This is a genomic window from Algoriphagus namhaensis (genome assembly GCF_042649705.1).
GTDB lineage: Bacteria > Bacteroidota > Bacteroidia > Cytophagales > Cyclobacteriaceae > Algoriphagus > Algoriphagus namhaensis.
The window spans coordinates 943,276-957,819 of record NZ_JBHRZS010000006.1; the positions used below are offsets into that span (position 1 = coordinate 943,276).

At 41.9% G+C, this 14,544-nt stretch carries 14 protein-coding genes; 6 read left to right on the top strand and 8 right to left on the bottom strand.

All coding sequences use genetic code 11. The features are described from left to right. Positions 1 to 37 precede the first annotated feature (37 nt). The 6 genes from ACFOSV_RS07650 to ACFOSV_RS07675 all read left to right on the top strand — a co-directional run bounded on the left by ACFOSV_RS07650 (position 38) and on the right by ACFOSV_RS07675 (position 5,903). Positions 38 to 1,783, top strand: coding sequence for an arylsulfatase (locus tag ACFOSV_RS07650; protein WP_377905042.1), 1,746 nt, complete (start codon positions 38 to 40; stop codon positions 1,781 to 1,783). A 9-nt stretch (positions 1,784 to 1,792) separates the two neighbouring features. Beyond that, on the top strand, positions 1,793 to 3,262 hold the full coding sequence (locus tag ACFOSV_RS07655; RefSeq protein ID WP_377905044.1) for a pyridoxal phosphate-dependent decarboxylase family protein: 1,470 nt from the start codon (positions 1,793 to 1,795) through the stop codon (positions 3,260 to 3,262). 118 nt (positions 3,263 to 3,380) lie between these two features. Then, entirely contained in the window at positions 3,381 to 4,064 is a 684-nt protein-coding gene (gene aqpZ, locus ACFOSV_RS07660) for an aquaporin Z (RefSeq protein WP_377905046.1), read from the top strand. Between the two features lie 57 nt (positions 4,065 to 4,121). Further along, positions 4,122 to 4,574 carry an outer membrane insertion C- signal gene (locus ACFOSV_RS07665; protein ID WP_377905048.1) on the top strand — a complete coding sequence of 151 codons (453 nt, stop codon included), beginning with the start codon at positions 4,122 to 4,124 and terminating at the stop codon, positions 4,572 to 4,574. A gap of 378 nt (positions 4,575 to 4,952) precedes the next feature. After that, entirely contained in the window at positions 4,953 to 5,399 is a 447-nt protein-coding gene (locus ACFOSV_RS07670; RefSeq protein WP_377905050.1) for an outer membrane insertion C- signal, read from the top strand. 45 nt (positions 5,400 to 5,444) lie between these two features. Continuing rightward, positions 5,445 to 5,903, top strand: coding sequence for a YdeI/OmpD-associated family protein (locus ACFOSV_RS07675; RefSeq protein WP_377905052.1), 459 nt, complete (start codon positions 5,445 to 5,447; stop codon positions 5,901 to 5,903). Here the strand turns inward: ACFOSV_RS07675 and ACFOSV_RS07680 are convergent. The 8 genes from ACFOSV_RS07680 to ACFOSV_RS07715 form a co-directional block, all read right to left on the bottom strand. After that, on the bottom strand, positions 5,900 to 8,305 hold the full coding sequence (locus tag ACFOSV_RS07680; protein ID WP_377905054.1) for a TonB-dependent receptor: 2,406 nt from the start codon (positions 8,303 to 8,305) through the stop codon (positions 5,900 to 5,902). The two genes, ACFOSV_RS07675 and ACFOSV_RS07680, sit on opposite strands and share 4 nt — an antisense overlap. 73 nt (positions 8,306 to 8,378) lie before the next feature. Then, positions 8,379 to 9,101: a fatty acid desaturase gene (locus tag ACFOSV_RS07685; RefSeq protein WP_377905056.1), complete on the bottom strand. Its 723-nt coding sequence runs from the start codon at positions 9,099 to 9,101 to the stop codon at positions 8,379 to 8,381. Positions 9,102 to 9,123: 22 nt separating this feature from the next. Next, entirely contained in the window at positions 9,124 to 9,969 is an 846-nt protein-coding gene (locus ACFOSV_RS07690; RefSeq protein WP_377905059.1) for a 4-hydroxy-3-methylbut-2-enyl diphosphate reductase, read from the bottom strand. A 90-nt stretch (positions 9,970 to 10,059) separates the two neighbouring features. Beyond that, a complete protein-coding gene (locus tag ACFOSV_RS07695; protein ID WP_377905061.1) occupies positions 10,060 to 10,902 on the bottom strand; it encodes a phytoene/squalene synthase family protein in 843 nt (280 codons plus the stop codon). A 21-nt stretch (positions 10,903 to 10,923) separates the two neighbouring features. Continuing rightward, complete coding sequence (locus ACFOSV_RS07700) at positions 10,924 to 12,405, bottom strand: phytoene desaturase family protein (RefSeq protein ID WP_377905063.1); 1,482 nt, start codon at positions 12,403 to 12,405, stop codon at positions 10,924 to 10,926. A 4-nt stretch (positions 12,406 to 12,409) separates the two neighbouring features. Then, entirely contained in the window at positions 12,410 to 12,922 is a 513-nt protein-coding gene (locus tag ACFOSV_RS07705; protein WP_377905065.1) for an RNA polymerase sigma factor, read from the bottom strand. A 204-nt stretch (positions 12,923 to 13,126) separates the two neighbouring features. Further along, complete coding sequence (locus tag ACFOSV_RS07710; protein WP_377905067.1) at positions 13,127 to 14,023, bottom strand: MerR family transcriptional regulator; 897 nt, start codon at positions 14,021 to 14,023, stop codon at positions 13,127 to 13,129. Continuing rightward, a complete protein-coding gene (locus tag ACFOSV_RS07715; RefSeq protein ID WP_377905312.1) occupies positions 14,020 to 14,466 on the bottom strand; it encodes a sterol desaturase family protein in 447 nt (148 codons plus the stop codon). Before ACFOSV_RS07715 ends, ACFOSV_RS07710 begins: the two co-directional genes overlap by 4 nt. Positions 14,467 to 14,544 lie beyond the last annotated feature (78 nt).

Sequence of the window (14,544 nt, forward strand, 5' to 3'; positions counted from 1 at the left end):
GTCTCCAAATCCTTAACTTGACCAAAAACCTTATTTTATGAGTAGATTTTTGTTGGTGTTGTTGGTCATTTCTCTCGTTTCCTGTCAAAAAGAAATAACAAAATCTCCCCCCAATGTGATCCTCATTCTCACAGACGACCAGGGCTACGGGGACTTGGGGATTCATGGAAATAAAGCTATTCAAACCCCAGTTTTAGATCAACTCGCGAATGAATCTGCAAGATTTGAGCGCTTTTATGTAAGTCCACTCTGTGCTCCTACGAGGGCAAGTATGCTCACTGGGAGATATCATTTGCGAACAGGCACAGTATCCGTTTCGAAGGGCTTGGAGACGATGGATGCTGAGGAGTATACGTTGGCGGAGCTTTTTAAGGACAATGGCTATTCCACCGCCATATTTGGAAAATGGCACAATGGACAGCATTATCCCAATCACCCCTTGGCGCAAGGGTTTGACGTGTTTACTGGTTTTTTAGGAGGACATTGGTCTAATTATTTTGATACTCATCTTGAGAAAGATCGCGAAATGCAGAAAATAGAGGGTTACATCTCGGATGTGTTGACCGACGAGGCGATTAATTTTTTGGAGGAAAATAAAGATCGGAGTTTCTTCACCTATTTGGCTTACAACACTCCACACAGCCCTCATCAAGTTCCAGATGAGTACTTTGATCGGTACAAGGCCCAAGGCCTAGATGATGAGCTGGCAGCTATTTACGGTATGGTCACCAATCTTGATGATAATATTGGAAGGCTCCTCCAGAAGGTCAAAGAGCTTGGTTTGGAAGAAAATACTGTTATCATCTTTTTAACTGACAATGGGCCAAATGGAATTCGCTTCAATGATGAAATGAAGGGAAGAAAAGGAAGTGTGCACGAAGGGGGTGTTCGGGTCCCATCTTTTTGGAAATGGCCTGGAAAAATCCCTCCAGGAGTCCAGACGACTCCGGCTTCACATATCGACATTTTGCCGACTTTGGTCGAGCTATTGGGATTAGAATTTGAAGAGAAACGACCCTTGGATGGTGTAAGCCTAGCCATGTCACTTCGAGGCGAAGATCAAGACTTTTCACGGTCTATTTTTTCCCATGTTGCCCAACCGGAACGTAAACTTGATCCATTTCCTGGAGCGATTCGCAAAGATTCATTGGTTCTCACTCACCTTGAAGCAGGGGATGAACTCTATGATCTGAAGAATGATCCTTCGCAAAAGAGCAATTTGGCAGATACCTATCCTGAGTTGACCATGGCACTCAGCGAAGAGTACAAGGCTTGGTTTGAAGAAGTGACGGAGGGAGCAAATTTTGACAGACCTATCCCGATCAGTTCCCAGAGCAATGAAATCCTCTTGGCTTCCTATGAGTCTCTTTTTTCCGGTGAATTAAGTTTTTACGAAGGACATGGTTGGGCTCAAGATTGGCTTACTCAGTGGAAAGATTTGGATGATCGAATCACTTGGTCCTTAGATGTGCTAGATCCCGGAACTTTTGAGGTGATTTTTGAATATGCAACTCCTGAAGATCAGATCGGTTCTCAGCTTGTGCTCCAGCAAGGCATGAGTCAAATTTCATTTGAAATTACAGAGCCATTTATTGGAGAAACCATTTCAAGCCCGGACCGAATTACACGAAAAGAGGCCCCAGAGAAGACTTGGAAAAAAATAGCTATCGGGGAAATTTCGCTAGAAAAAGGAAAGACAGACCTGACACTTTTTGCCAAGAAGATCCCAGCAGATGAGGTAGGCGATTTGTATAGTCTGCGTCTAATTCCTGTGAATAAATAAGGCCAAATAATGAGTAAAAAGAAACCACAAAACCAGACCCTGGATCCTGAAAACTGGGACGAAATTCGAGCGCTTGGTCATCAAATCATAGATGACTTGGTGGATTACTGGAAAGGAATCAGAGAAGAACCGATCTGGAAACCGATCCCAGAGGAAGTGAAAAGTACTTTCAAGGACTCACTTCCCGCCAATGGGAAAAATCCCATGGAAGTCTATTCCGAGTTTAAAACCAATATTTTTTCCTACAACAAAGGCAATGTGCATCCTCGCTTTTTTGCTTGGATTCAAGGGACAGGTAATCCCATAGGGGTTTGGGGAGACTTATTGGCCTCTGGGATGAATCCAAATGTCACCATTGGAGAGCATGCCCCATTGTATGTGGATCAGCAGGTTGTGAACTGGTGCAAGGAGATGATGGGGTTCTCAGAGGATTCCTCGGGGATTTTGGTCAGTGGAGGGAGTATGGCAAATATTACCGCACTTACTGTGGCCCGAAATTCCTTTGCCGATTTAAATATTCGATCTAGGGGACTACAAGAGATCTCCAGCAAAATGCGGCTTTACTGCTCAGAAGAAACCCATAGCTGCATCCAAAAAGCAGCAGAGATCATCGGCCTGGGGACAGATTCTGTGGTCAAAATCCCAGTAAACAATCAGTTTGAAATGAATACCCTCGCCCTCGAAACACAGATTAAGGAGGACATTGATGAAGGGTTCATGCCTTTTTGCGTGGTGGGTACATCAGGTACAGTCAACACTGGCGCAATAGACCCCATGGAGGATTTACTCAAGATTAGCAGGAAATATGGACTGTGGTTCCACGTAGATGGGGCTTATGGTGCACTTTGTAAGCTGGATCCAGTTTACGCCGGTAGGCTAAAAGCTATGGAGCAAGCAGATAGTTTGGCGTTTGACCTTCACAAATGGCTCTATGTACCTTATGAAGTAGGCTGCACTTTGATTCGAGACAAGGCAAAGCATAGAGCGTCTTTCGCTGTAAATCCAAATTATCTCCTTCAAGAGACTCGTGGGTTGGCGGGTGGACCTGACTCCATCAACAATTACGGATTTGAATTGTCGAGAGGCTTTAAGGCATTGAAGGTTTGGATGTCCATTAAGGAGCAAGGGTTCCTGAAGTACCAACAGATGATTGCTCAGAATAATCGCCAAGCGGAATACCTAGGGGAATTGGTTAGAGAGTGCGAGGAATTGGAGCTGACTGCTCCCGTTTCGATGAGTATTACTTGTTTTCGAATGGTTAAGAAAGGGTACTCCGAGCCGAAGCTTAGGAGCCTGAACCGAGAGATTTTGCTGCAACTCCAGGAACAAGGTATTGCCTCTCCAAGCTCTACGATTCTGAATGGGAAATACACGCTTCGCGTGGCTAATGTAAATCAAAGGGCCCGATTTGAAGATATGGACTTGTTGGTTGCAGAGGTTTTGCGGATCGGGAGAGGACTTATAAATTCAATCGAGTAGCTCTTAGGTTGATTTGGAATAATAGCTTTGTGCCAAATATTAGTTTAAATATTTGAAACAAAACAAATTTTTATTTCTATTTTGATAGGATAAACAACCAAACTAACCTTATCAAATAATGAAAAAACTAGCAGCAGAATTTATTGGCACCCTATGGCTTGTCCTAGGGGGCTGTGGTAGTGCCGTACTGGCAGCAGGCTTTCCCGAGCTGGGAATTGGATTTGTAGGAGTATCGATCGCGTTTGGTCTTACGGTGGTGACCATGGCATATGGAATTGGTCATATTTCAGGTTGTCATTTAAATCCAGCGGTGACTATGGGACTGTGGATGGGGGGAAGATTTGAGGCTAAAGAAGTGCCGGGTTATATTGTAGCTCAGGTACTAGGAGGCTTAGCAGGAGCGGCTATTCTGTATGTTATTGCTACAGGAAAGGCCGGGGTTGAGCTAGGAGGATTTGCATCTAATGGATATGGAGAGGCCTCTCCTGGAGGATATAGCATGACTTCCGCCCTAGTCACAGAGGTGGTAATGACATTTATTTTCTTGTTTGTGATTCTCGGTTCTACACACCCCAAGGCTCCAGCAGGCTTTGCAGGATTGGCGATTGGATTGTGTTTGGTACTCATTCACTTGATCAGTATTCCAGTCACCAACACTTCTGTTAATCCGGCTAGAAGTACCTCACAGGCTATTTTCGCAGGTGGAATTTACTTGCAGCAGCTATGGTTGTTTTGGGTTGCACCAATAGTTGGCGCAATATTAGCGGGATTTGTATATAGATTTTTATCACCAAATGAGTAAATTGAAGAAATTGAAATATTTGTAGACTATTTTATCTTTTATTTAAACAATCTTAAAATGAAGTATTTAAAAATTCTTTCTATTGTCTTGTTTTTAGGGATGGCGGCATCCCTTGAAAGCAATGCACAGGAACTTGGTATTAGGTTCGGTCAATTTGGCGGAAACAACGTGGCACTTGATGGAGTTTTTTCATTAGGGGAGTTTAGTAGGATTCATGGAGATCTTAGTTTTGGCTCGGGTGTTGGAATTGACCTTCTATGGAATCCTATTTACAGGCCTGTAGGGGCGAGTGATTTCAATTGGTATTTAGGTGTAGGACCGTCTTTATATATTGATGATCCCTTTTCTTTAGGGATAGCAGGCGAAATAGGAATAGAATATGCCTTTGCTGAAGTTCCGATTGTAATTGGAGCAGATTGGAGACCAACCTTGAGAGTCATTGAAGACACAGACTTCTTTGCTGATGTTTTTGGCTTAAACATTCGATGGAGATTCGGTAAAGTAGAATAATATTGAAAGCAGACTTTAGGTCTGCTTTTTTTGTGCAACTCGATGTAGAAGTACAATGCTTATTAAAAAAATTTCCAGGTTAAGGGAGATTGATATATTAAGCTTTTAGAAGATTTAATCAAAACAAGCAAAGTCTTTGGAATGATGAAAATTTCTAGTAGAATTGATACATATTTCATGGGATAAAAGCACTTAATACCAGTGGGGAATGGATTCGTTTTATACCAATTCCAAAACCGGTTTGTAAAGAGGAAGGGAATATCGTTTAGATAAAATTATTCAATGTAGAAATCCCTTAGCAACCTCCTCAGGAATTAATAGAATGCTTAAGATGATCCTAGGAAATGTGAATTATTTAAAACTTTTAATTTCTTTAAAATGAAACACTTGAAAATCCTATTTGTCAGCGCATTGTTGTGCGTAGGTCTTGCTTTGGAGAGCGAAGCTCAAGAAGTCGGAATTAGATTTGGTAATTTCTCCGGAAATAATGTAGCCGTAGATGGTGTCTTTGCCCTTGGAGATTTTTCCAGAATTCACGCTAATGTAAGCTTTGGCGGTGGCGGAGTTGGAATCGATGCGCTTTGGCATCCCTTGTTTAGACCTGTAGGCAACAGTGATTTCAATTGGTATGCTGGATTTGGTCCTTCTCTTTTTCTCGGAGATCCCTTTAGTCTGGGTGCCGCAGGAGAAGTAGGTATTGAATATGCTATTGCAGACGTGCCAATTACGATCGGTGCAGACTGGAGGCCGGTGTTTGTCATCGTAGAAGACACGAGGTTTACCGGTGATGGCTTTGGATTCAATATTCGCTGGCGATTTCAATAAAAATTAATTTGACGTTTAAAGCAGGATTAACCTCCTGCTTTTTTTATGAAAAAAATTTTAGAGGGTAATTTTCATTTAGAGCGATTCACCGGAAAGGGTGGCTGGACTTATGTGCCCTTACAAAAGCAGCAATTTACCGGAGTCAAATCCTTTGGAATGCTCAAAGTCTGGGGCAAAATTGATGAGCATTCTTTCAAAGAAAAGCACTTGATGCCCAAAGGCGATGGCACCTTGTTTTTGCCGGTAGCTAAAGACATTCGAAAAGAAATCAAGAAAGAAGCCGGCGATTTGGTTCACTTAGAGCTTTTTGTTCCGGAACCTCCATCATCGACTCCACAGGACCTGATTGATTGCCTAAAGGATGACCCAGGAAAATTTGAGGCATTTAAAAGGCGGAGCCAGGCGGAGCAAAAGGAATGGGTGGATTATATCTATGAAACTCAGTCCTTAAATCTGCAAACGAAGCGAATTCTCAAACTTCTCCAGCAGCTCCAAATAGATTAAAACTCGATAATAATTCCTACGGTCGGAAGCAAAGTACCAGCTGTATTCTCCAAGAATCTCAGTTGATATCTACTCGGGTCATTTGGGTCCACCAAGATATTTTCTCCAGACTGATCGTACACCGGAACTAGCAAAGGAGGTTGCTCTGCCTGGAAGTTGTAAGCGTTTTGAATATCGATATACCAGTTGAGGTTCCACTTGTTGAAATAGTATTTTTTATCGATTCGCAGATCAAGTTGGTGGAATGCTGGAAGACGCTCAGCATTGATTTGGTTGAAATCTAGAATACCTGTATTTCTCAGATCCCAATTGCTAATCAAAGAAGACTCTTCTACATCAAATGGTGTGTATGGAGTGCCTCCAAGGTATCTCCATCTTGCACCCACTTCCCAGTTTTTGCCAAAACGCTTCCCTGCGGTAAGACTGACAATGATACGATTGTCCCAAGATGAAGGAATAAATCCATCGGTATTAGGATTGGTAAATTCACTTCGCACTAAAGTTAATGCAGCAATTCCATAGAAATTGTTGAAAAGTCGCTGCTGTGCAAGGAATTCAAGCCCGTAAGCACGGCCTTCAGAATTGGACTCTACAGGTTCGTTTCCGATGACCCCAAAGTCTGCACCCAGATTAGCTAAAGAGACTCCATTTCGAATGGAGGCTGGATAATTTGAATATCTTTTGTAAAAAGCCTCTGCCGTAAATCTTCTGTTTTTCTCCGGCACAAGGAGTTCTATACCTCCAATCAGCTGTGAATTTCGGATAAAGCGGATGTCATTTTCTTGATTTAATAGAACCCCATTTTCATCAATATATCCAAGAGCAGTGTAGGGAGGCTTTTGATAGTAGATCCCTGCATTTGCTGTCGCAAATAGATTGGGCTTCAGTTGGTATGAAAAGGAAACTCGAGGGCTGATTTGATTCAATGGATTACTCGCCGTCGCGCCAAAATCACTTCCGTCCATTCTAACTCCACCTGTGATGAGTAAGCGCTCATTGTAGAAGGTCTTGCTTCCAGAGACAAATGCTCCATAGCTATTGTAATTGCTCTTTGACTCAATGTCGATGATCTGGCCAGTAGCGGCTAAGGTAGACCGATCAAAATTATCAATGAAATATCGAGCATACTCGTAATTGACACCATATTTGAGCGTATAGCCTGCACCGAAGATGCTATTTTCTGCTCTGAATTTATTTTCGGATTCTTGAGAAACGTAGTTGAACAACAGGTTATTTTCATTGCTTGCATCGTTATTTTGATACTTAAAGGACTCATTGTTCAGCATGTTTCTGCTCAAAATGAACGTCCAAAACCCGTTTTCTCTAAATCGCTTCAGTTTAAGACCCGTTGTGTAATTCCATTGTTTTTGGATAGGCAGCACATCGAGCAGGTAAAGCCTGTCCGCCCTCTCGTCTTCAGTTTCGTCATCTGGTACATCTTCGTTAAGCACAAAGTCATCGATGGCGCCTACGCCGATGAAGGTCAACTCGGTTTTGTCATTGAGTTTAGTGGTGGTTTTTACCTGAAAGTCATTGAATGTGGGCAAGAATGGAAGGCCAATAAGACGGAAAAGGCCACTCAAATAGGAACGTCTTGCTGAGACAATATAACTTGTGTTTTCACCGATGGGACCTTCATTGGATAGGGTAAGTTCTGAGGCACCCACTGTGAATTGTGTGAACATCTTGTCGCGACGTCCTTCTTTCAATTGAAACTCGAAAAAGGAGCTTAAAGAATTCATCCGATTCGCTGGGAAGCCTCCGGTGATCACATCCACATTCTTAATCAAGTTTACATTCAAAATCCCAACTGGGCCACCTGAAGACCCTTGCGTCGCAAAGTGGTTGATTACCGGCACTTCGATTTCGTCGACATAAAACTTATTCTCGTTGGGAGCACCACCTCGGATGATAATATCATTCCGGAAGCTGGCGCTACTTGCCACACCTGGAAGGGATTGGATTACTCGCGAGATATCCCGATTTCCTCCAGGATATCGCTCGATTTCATTTGCATTTAGCTTTCTGACCGAAACAGGAGTTTCCTCATTTCTGGTAAATTCTGAATTCACCACCACCTCGGATAGCTCGGAAGCGTCTTCTAAAAGTTCAAAGTCCAATTGCACTGGTCGTGCTAATGTTACTTGGATTTCGTATTGCGTTTGGGTTTTATAGCCTACAAAGCTTGCTCGGACATTATAAAGCCCAGGAGGAATGTTTGTGATCTGATAGTTTCCATCCTCATCTGAAATCGCACCAAGCTCTGAGCCCAGAATAAAAACATTAGCAAAAGCTACTGGGTCATTATTTACTGGATTAACGATTTTCCCTCGGATGATGCCTTGGGCAAAAACTGCCGCCGAAAATAAAATAAAGGATACTAGAAGTACTAATTTTCTCATGACGTAGGATTAACTAACATCAAAATCAATTCTATTCCAAAAAGTTTCGTGGAAAGGGGATTTTTGACGAAAGTCACCGATTTTCGGCAGTTTGTTTCTCTTTTTCTTCCCAAAGTTTCCACCAAGGAGTTCCTGGAGAGTCGTGATGCTCGAAATGATAGCCAAAAAAGTAGCATGAAATGAAAGCCCAAAAGTGGTTCTTCTCCTGAGATTTGGAGTGGTGCTCATTGTCACTTTCTCCCCTGTGAGGGAGATAGGTGCCGAAATAAAATAGCTGAAATGTGGAAAGAATTGCTGGAAGCATCCAAAAAACGATGAGGTTTTCTGTGGGTAGAAATAGCTTCAAAATATTGAAAGTGATGGCCATCAAAAGGATCTGCCAGATATTCACATACTGCTTTGCAAAACTGAAATACCAGATCAGAAAATTATCTGATTCATGATAGTCGGGGTCTTTATCCGTAGCGACAAAGCGATGATGTTCATGGTGCTTTGGAAAAAGTCTCCAATAGAAATTATAGGAAAAAAGTATGGCACAGACCCACCCGATCGCGTGGTTCAGTCGACGATTGGGAGATACGAGTCCATGCATGGCATCGTGCGCAGTGATGAAAAGTCCGGTGTAGAGATGGGTTTGGAGAAGAATCCCGACATACACCAAAGGATTGCTCCAGCTTATTTCAAAGTTTAGCAAAAGCACAAGGGATACACTCCAAAGGAGCATAATGATCAAAGCGACCATGACACCTTTGTTCCCTAATTTTTCTGAATGGTAAGTTGGATTCGGCAAAGCCATAACCAAATATCGCTTGAATTTCTTAGAAAGTCAGGATTCTCTCCCGCACTTGCTCCATGAGCCACATGGGTGTGGAAGTAGCTCCACAAATTCCCACGGTATCATTTTGATCAAACCAATCACTAGCTATTTCATCTGAATTGGAGACAAAATGGGTGTTGGCATTTTTTTCTTTACAAACATTGAAAAGGACCTTTCCATTGGAAGATTTGGTACCACTTACGAAGATGATTTTGTCAAATCTGTTGGCAAAATCCCGAAGTTCCTTGTCTCGATTCGAGACTTGGCGGCAAATAGTATCATTTGTCCGTACGGTGATCCCGTTTTCGCTCAGAATTTGATTAATCTCGTAAAATTTGTCAGTTGACTTGGTCGTCTGACTGTAGAGCGTAATGTTTCTCGGCATGGATGGAAGATCCAATTCGGAGATGTCCTGAAAAACAATCGCCCTGTTATTCGTTTGCCCTAGCAATCCGATCACCTCTGCATGTCCATGCTTTCCGTAGATATAAATTTGCTCTTCTTTATCGAAAGAGTTTTTGATTCTATTCTGAAGCTTCAATACCACAGGACAACTCGCATCGATAAGTGTAAGGTTGTTGGTGATTGATAGTTCATAAGTCGAAGGTGGCTCCCCATGAGCGCGGATCAACACTTTTTCATTTGTTAGACTATTGAGCTCATCATGATTGATGATTTTGAGGCCCTTGCTCGTCAGTCGCTTTACCTCTTCATCGTTATGAACGATATCTCCTAGACAGTAGAGATATCCTTGTTCTTCTAAAATCTCTTCAGCCATCTCGATGGCATACACCACTCCGAAGCAGAAGCCTGAATGCTGATCGATGGAAACCTGAAGATTTTTCATACTTAGATAATTTAAGGCTTAGCGAAATGTTTTTTTCAAGTCATTATTTTATATAATCGGTCTTTTAAACACAGAAATTGGCTCTAACTTTCATGAAATACCGAGTTTGTTTTCAAAATAAGAACCGACCAAGAGGGATAATTTTTTCGAATTTGGGATTCGAATTCTTTCCTGCGTGATGGTTTCTGCCGGGAGACCTTTGATTTTATCAAATAGTTTTTGGTAATACAAGTAAGCTACCTTTACACCTAATTTTGCACCATCAGGGAGACTTTCGATGCCAATCAGGGAATCATCAAAGTCCTTTTGAATATCTTCTTCTATGGCTTGTTTCGCAGTTTTATCAAACTGAGAATAATCTACTCCTGGGAAATATACCCGACCTCGCTCTTCAAAATCACTTTTAATATCTCTTAGGAAATTCACTTTCTGAAAAGCCGCACCAAGCTTGCATGCAGGAGCTTTTAATGAGTCATACAGCGCACTATCCCCTTCACAAAAGACCCGCAGACACATTAAACCTACAACCTCGGCCGAACCATAGATGTATTCATCGTATCGGTTGTCATTGTAAGTTTTAAAATCCAAGTCCATAGCCATGCTATGCAAAAAGGCTTCAATCAAATCCAAGTCTATTTTGTAGCGATTGACCATGAGCTGGAATGCATGCAAAACAGGATTAAGAGACAATTTAGCCTCTATCGCCTCATAAGTATCTTTTTTGAAGCGTTCCAAAAGAGCGGCCTTATCATGATCATGAAAGGTATCGACTATTTCATCCGCGTATCTTACAAAACCATAAATGGCATAGATAGGCAGATGAAATTTCTTGTCCAGAGTTTTAATCCCTAGCGTAAAGCTGGTACTGTACCGCTGAGTAATCAGTCGACTGCACTCGAGTGTGGTTTGGTCATATAACTCTACAGCATCCATGGATTCGATTTTACTCTTAATTTATGAATTTATTTCCTTCATTACCTCATTTGATACCACTCGTCCCGAAATCAAGGACGGAGGAACTCCAGGGCCTGGTACTGTGAGCTGGCCTGTATAATACAAATTTGAGACTTTTTTGTTTTTTAAAGAAGGCTTCAAAATCGCTGTTTGCGTGAGCGTATTTGCTAATCCGTAAGCATTCCCCTTGAAGGCATGATAGTCGGATTTGAAGTCGCTATGGGCATAGGAACGCTTATAAATGACGTGGTTTCGCACATCTTGACCGGTGATTCGCTCTAGACGCTCCATAATAATGTCATAATACTTTTCTCGCATTTCCTCCGTATCCTCCAGATCTGGAGCCAATGGGATGAGTAGAAATAAGTTTTCCATTCCTTTTGGGGCGACCGTAGGATCCGTAATGGAAGGAACAGAAGCATAGAAAAGTGGCTTTTCTGGCCATCTTGGATTCTTATAGATCGCATCCGCATGAGGGCCTAGAGGCTCGTCGAAAAACAAATTGTGATGCTTGAGATTTTTTAAACGCTTGTCTACTCCGAGGTAGAAGAGAAGACTCGATGGAGCCATCACACGTTTATCCCAATATTCTTCCGAATAATTGGAATATTTTGGATTGATGAGATGCTTGTCCACATGGTGGTAATCTGCCCCAGCCACGACAATGTCAGCTTCGATTTTTTCGCCAGAAATCAATCGAACACGTCTTGCCTTTCCGTTTTCAATTTCAATTTCCTCGACCTCGGCATTGTATCGAATGCTTACCCCATGCTCTTCAGCCAATTTTACCATGCCTTTGATCACCTCATGCATGCCACCCATGGGATACCATGTACCCAAAGCGATGTCTGCATAATTCATCAAGCTATAAAGTGCAGGAATATTTTCAGCCGTTTCTCCCAAAAACAAAACCGGAAATTCCATCAGACGAATGATCTTGTCGTGAGTGAAAAACTTCCGCACGTGTTTGGACATGGATTGGAAAATATCCATCCGAACCATATCCACAAGTAGCTTGGGAGAGGTAAACTCAAAAACTGAACGACTGGGCTTTTGGACCAGATCGTGGATACCCACCTCATATTTGTATTTGGCTTGTGCCAAAAACTCATCGAGTTGCTTTCCTGCTCCAGGCTCGATATTTTCAAGCATAGCCTTGAATTCATTCAGATCGGCAGGGATGTCCAAGACATCCTCCTCACCATAAACCACGGCATAGGAAGGATCAAGCCTTTTGAGGGTGTAGTAGTCCTCTACTTTTTTCCCGAAATGGGCAAAATAATCTTCAAATACGTCAGGCATCCAATACCAACTCGGGCCCATATCAAAAACAAACCCCTGATGGTTGAACTTGCGCGCTCTTCCTCCAGGGGATTCGTTCTTTTCTATCAGGGTGACTGAATAGTTATTCTTTGCCAAGTGGGTTGCTGCGGATAATCCTGCGAAGCCGGATCCGATAACCACCACTTTTTTCTGGCTCATAGCATTAGTTTTTGTGTCTGTAGACCATTAGGTCTTCTTTTAAAATCTTCCGAGCAATATGGATTCTATTTTTAACAGTTCCAATTGGAATATCCAACTTGTCGGCAATTTCATGATACTTAAAACCTCTGTAGTGCATCATGAATGGAGTTTTGTAAACATCATCCAGATTATTGATGGCCTCATAGGTGTCATCCATGGTGAAGTTTTGATACGCTCCGTTTTCTATTTGAACACTACTTGAATTTAAGTAATGTAGATTTTCGGTAGTGTCTACAAAGGTTCCTCTTCTTACCATTCTTTGGTAGTTGGTGATAAAGGTGTTTTTCATGATCGTGTAAAGCCAAGCCTTCAGGTTGGTACCCTCGGTAAACTTGTCTTTGTTAGTGAATGCCTTCACCATTGTATCTTGTAAAAGATCGTTGGCATCATCCATATCTCTGGTCAACTTTAACGCAAATGGCTTCAAGCTGCTGGATAGTTTATTCAAAGAGTAACTGAATTCAAGAGTCGTCATGGTTCCTTTGATGTTTTTGTTTAATCAAATGTAGCATTGATTAAACAAAATCCAAAGGTTTTGTTGAATTATTTTCCAAATAAATTAAACAGAATGAATTGTTTAGAATAAAATCCTCTAATTTGGCCGTTTAAGGCCGATTTGGAAATAAAAAAGGCATTCGTGAAGAATGCCCTTGTTTAAACAAAATGAGAAAAATCTCAACTATTTCTCTTGAGGTACGCGCTCTACTGCCTCTACATACTCTTTAATATCTCGAATATAGTTTAGGCATTTGACATTATCAGGGAAGGTTAGATCTTGACCGATCACTTGATATCCGGTCACAAGGATCGTCGACTTCGCGAATCGCTCTGATAAGGCATCGATATAATCCTGTGCGTATTCGGAGGAGGGTGAGGTCGTGATCACCGTCATCAAATACTCAGGTTCATGCAATTTATATACAGAAAGCAAATCATCACTCGGTGTACTTTGGCCAAGGTAGATGACACGGTGCCCTTTACTCTTTATTATATAGCTGGCAAATAATATAGAAACCTCATGAAGTTCACCTTCTGGGAGGAAGAGCAAAAACTTCTTCCCGCCCTGCACATGAATTTGTCCATCAATGGCCACGATAAGTTTTTGTCTCACCAGGTTGGAGATAAAATGCTCCTGGGCAGGATTGATAGCACCTGTTTGCCACAGCACACCAATCTTGGACATAAAGGGATAAATGATATTGAGCATAGTCTGCTCAAATCCTAATTTCAGAATATTGGTAGAAAGTACTTTGTCAAACCGCTCCTCGTCCATTTCTATCATACAAATGGTCAAGGCGTGAATTTGATCGTCGTGTGTGAGGGATCTTTCCGTCAGTTTTACGACCTCCTCTCGCATTTCTGCGAAAGTCATGGAAGCGATTTTACTGATTTTAAAGCCATTGTCATTTAGCAATGCTACATTCAAAATCAGCTTGAGATCTTCATCATCGTAATATCGGATATTCGTTTCGGTTCGCTTTGGGTCCAAAAGATTATATCTCTGCTCCCAAATACGCAGCGTGTGCGCTTTGATGCCCGAAAGCTGTTCCAGATCCTTGATTGAATACGTGCTCACTTTTCTTTGTCTTTAAAATACTCCTTGGGCACCACAAATAAACCGAAGGATACAGCGTCCTCTTTGCGGTTGGTGCGATGATGGGCCTGATGGGCTCTGAAAATCCCTTTCAAAAAAGAGTTCCCAGGTCTATCAAACCATTTTAATCGTCTATGAATCAACACATCATGAAGGAAGAAGTATAATACGCCGTAAAGGCTTATTCCAACTCCCATCCAAAAGCGATAATCCAAGGCATCAAACCCCAATATGATCAGTACAATGGCAATACTTCCAAATAACAAGGAAAACAAATCATTCAGCTCAAAGAAACCCTTTGAAGCTTGGTGATGAGTTTTGTGAATTGACCAAAGCGGCCCATGCATCAAATACTTATGAATGGCCCATCCTGAAAATTCCATGGCGGCAAATCCTATTAAAATAAAACCTACGGCTTTTACCATCATCTTGACAACCTTAAAGTAAGCGTTTTGTTTTTATCTATCGTATCAAATTCTGATCCGTTCTTTTGCGCTCCAAAA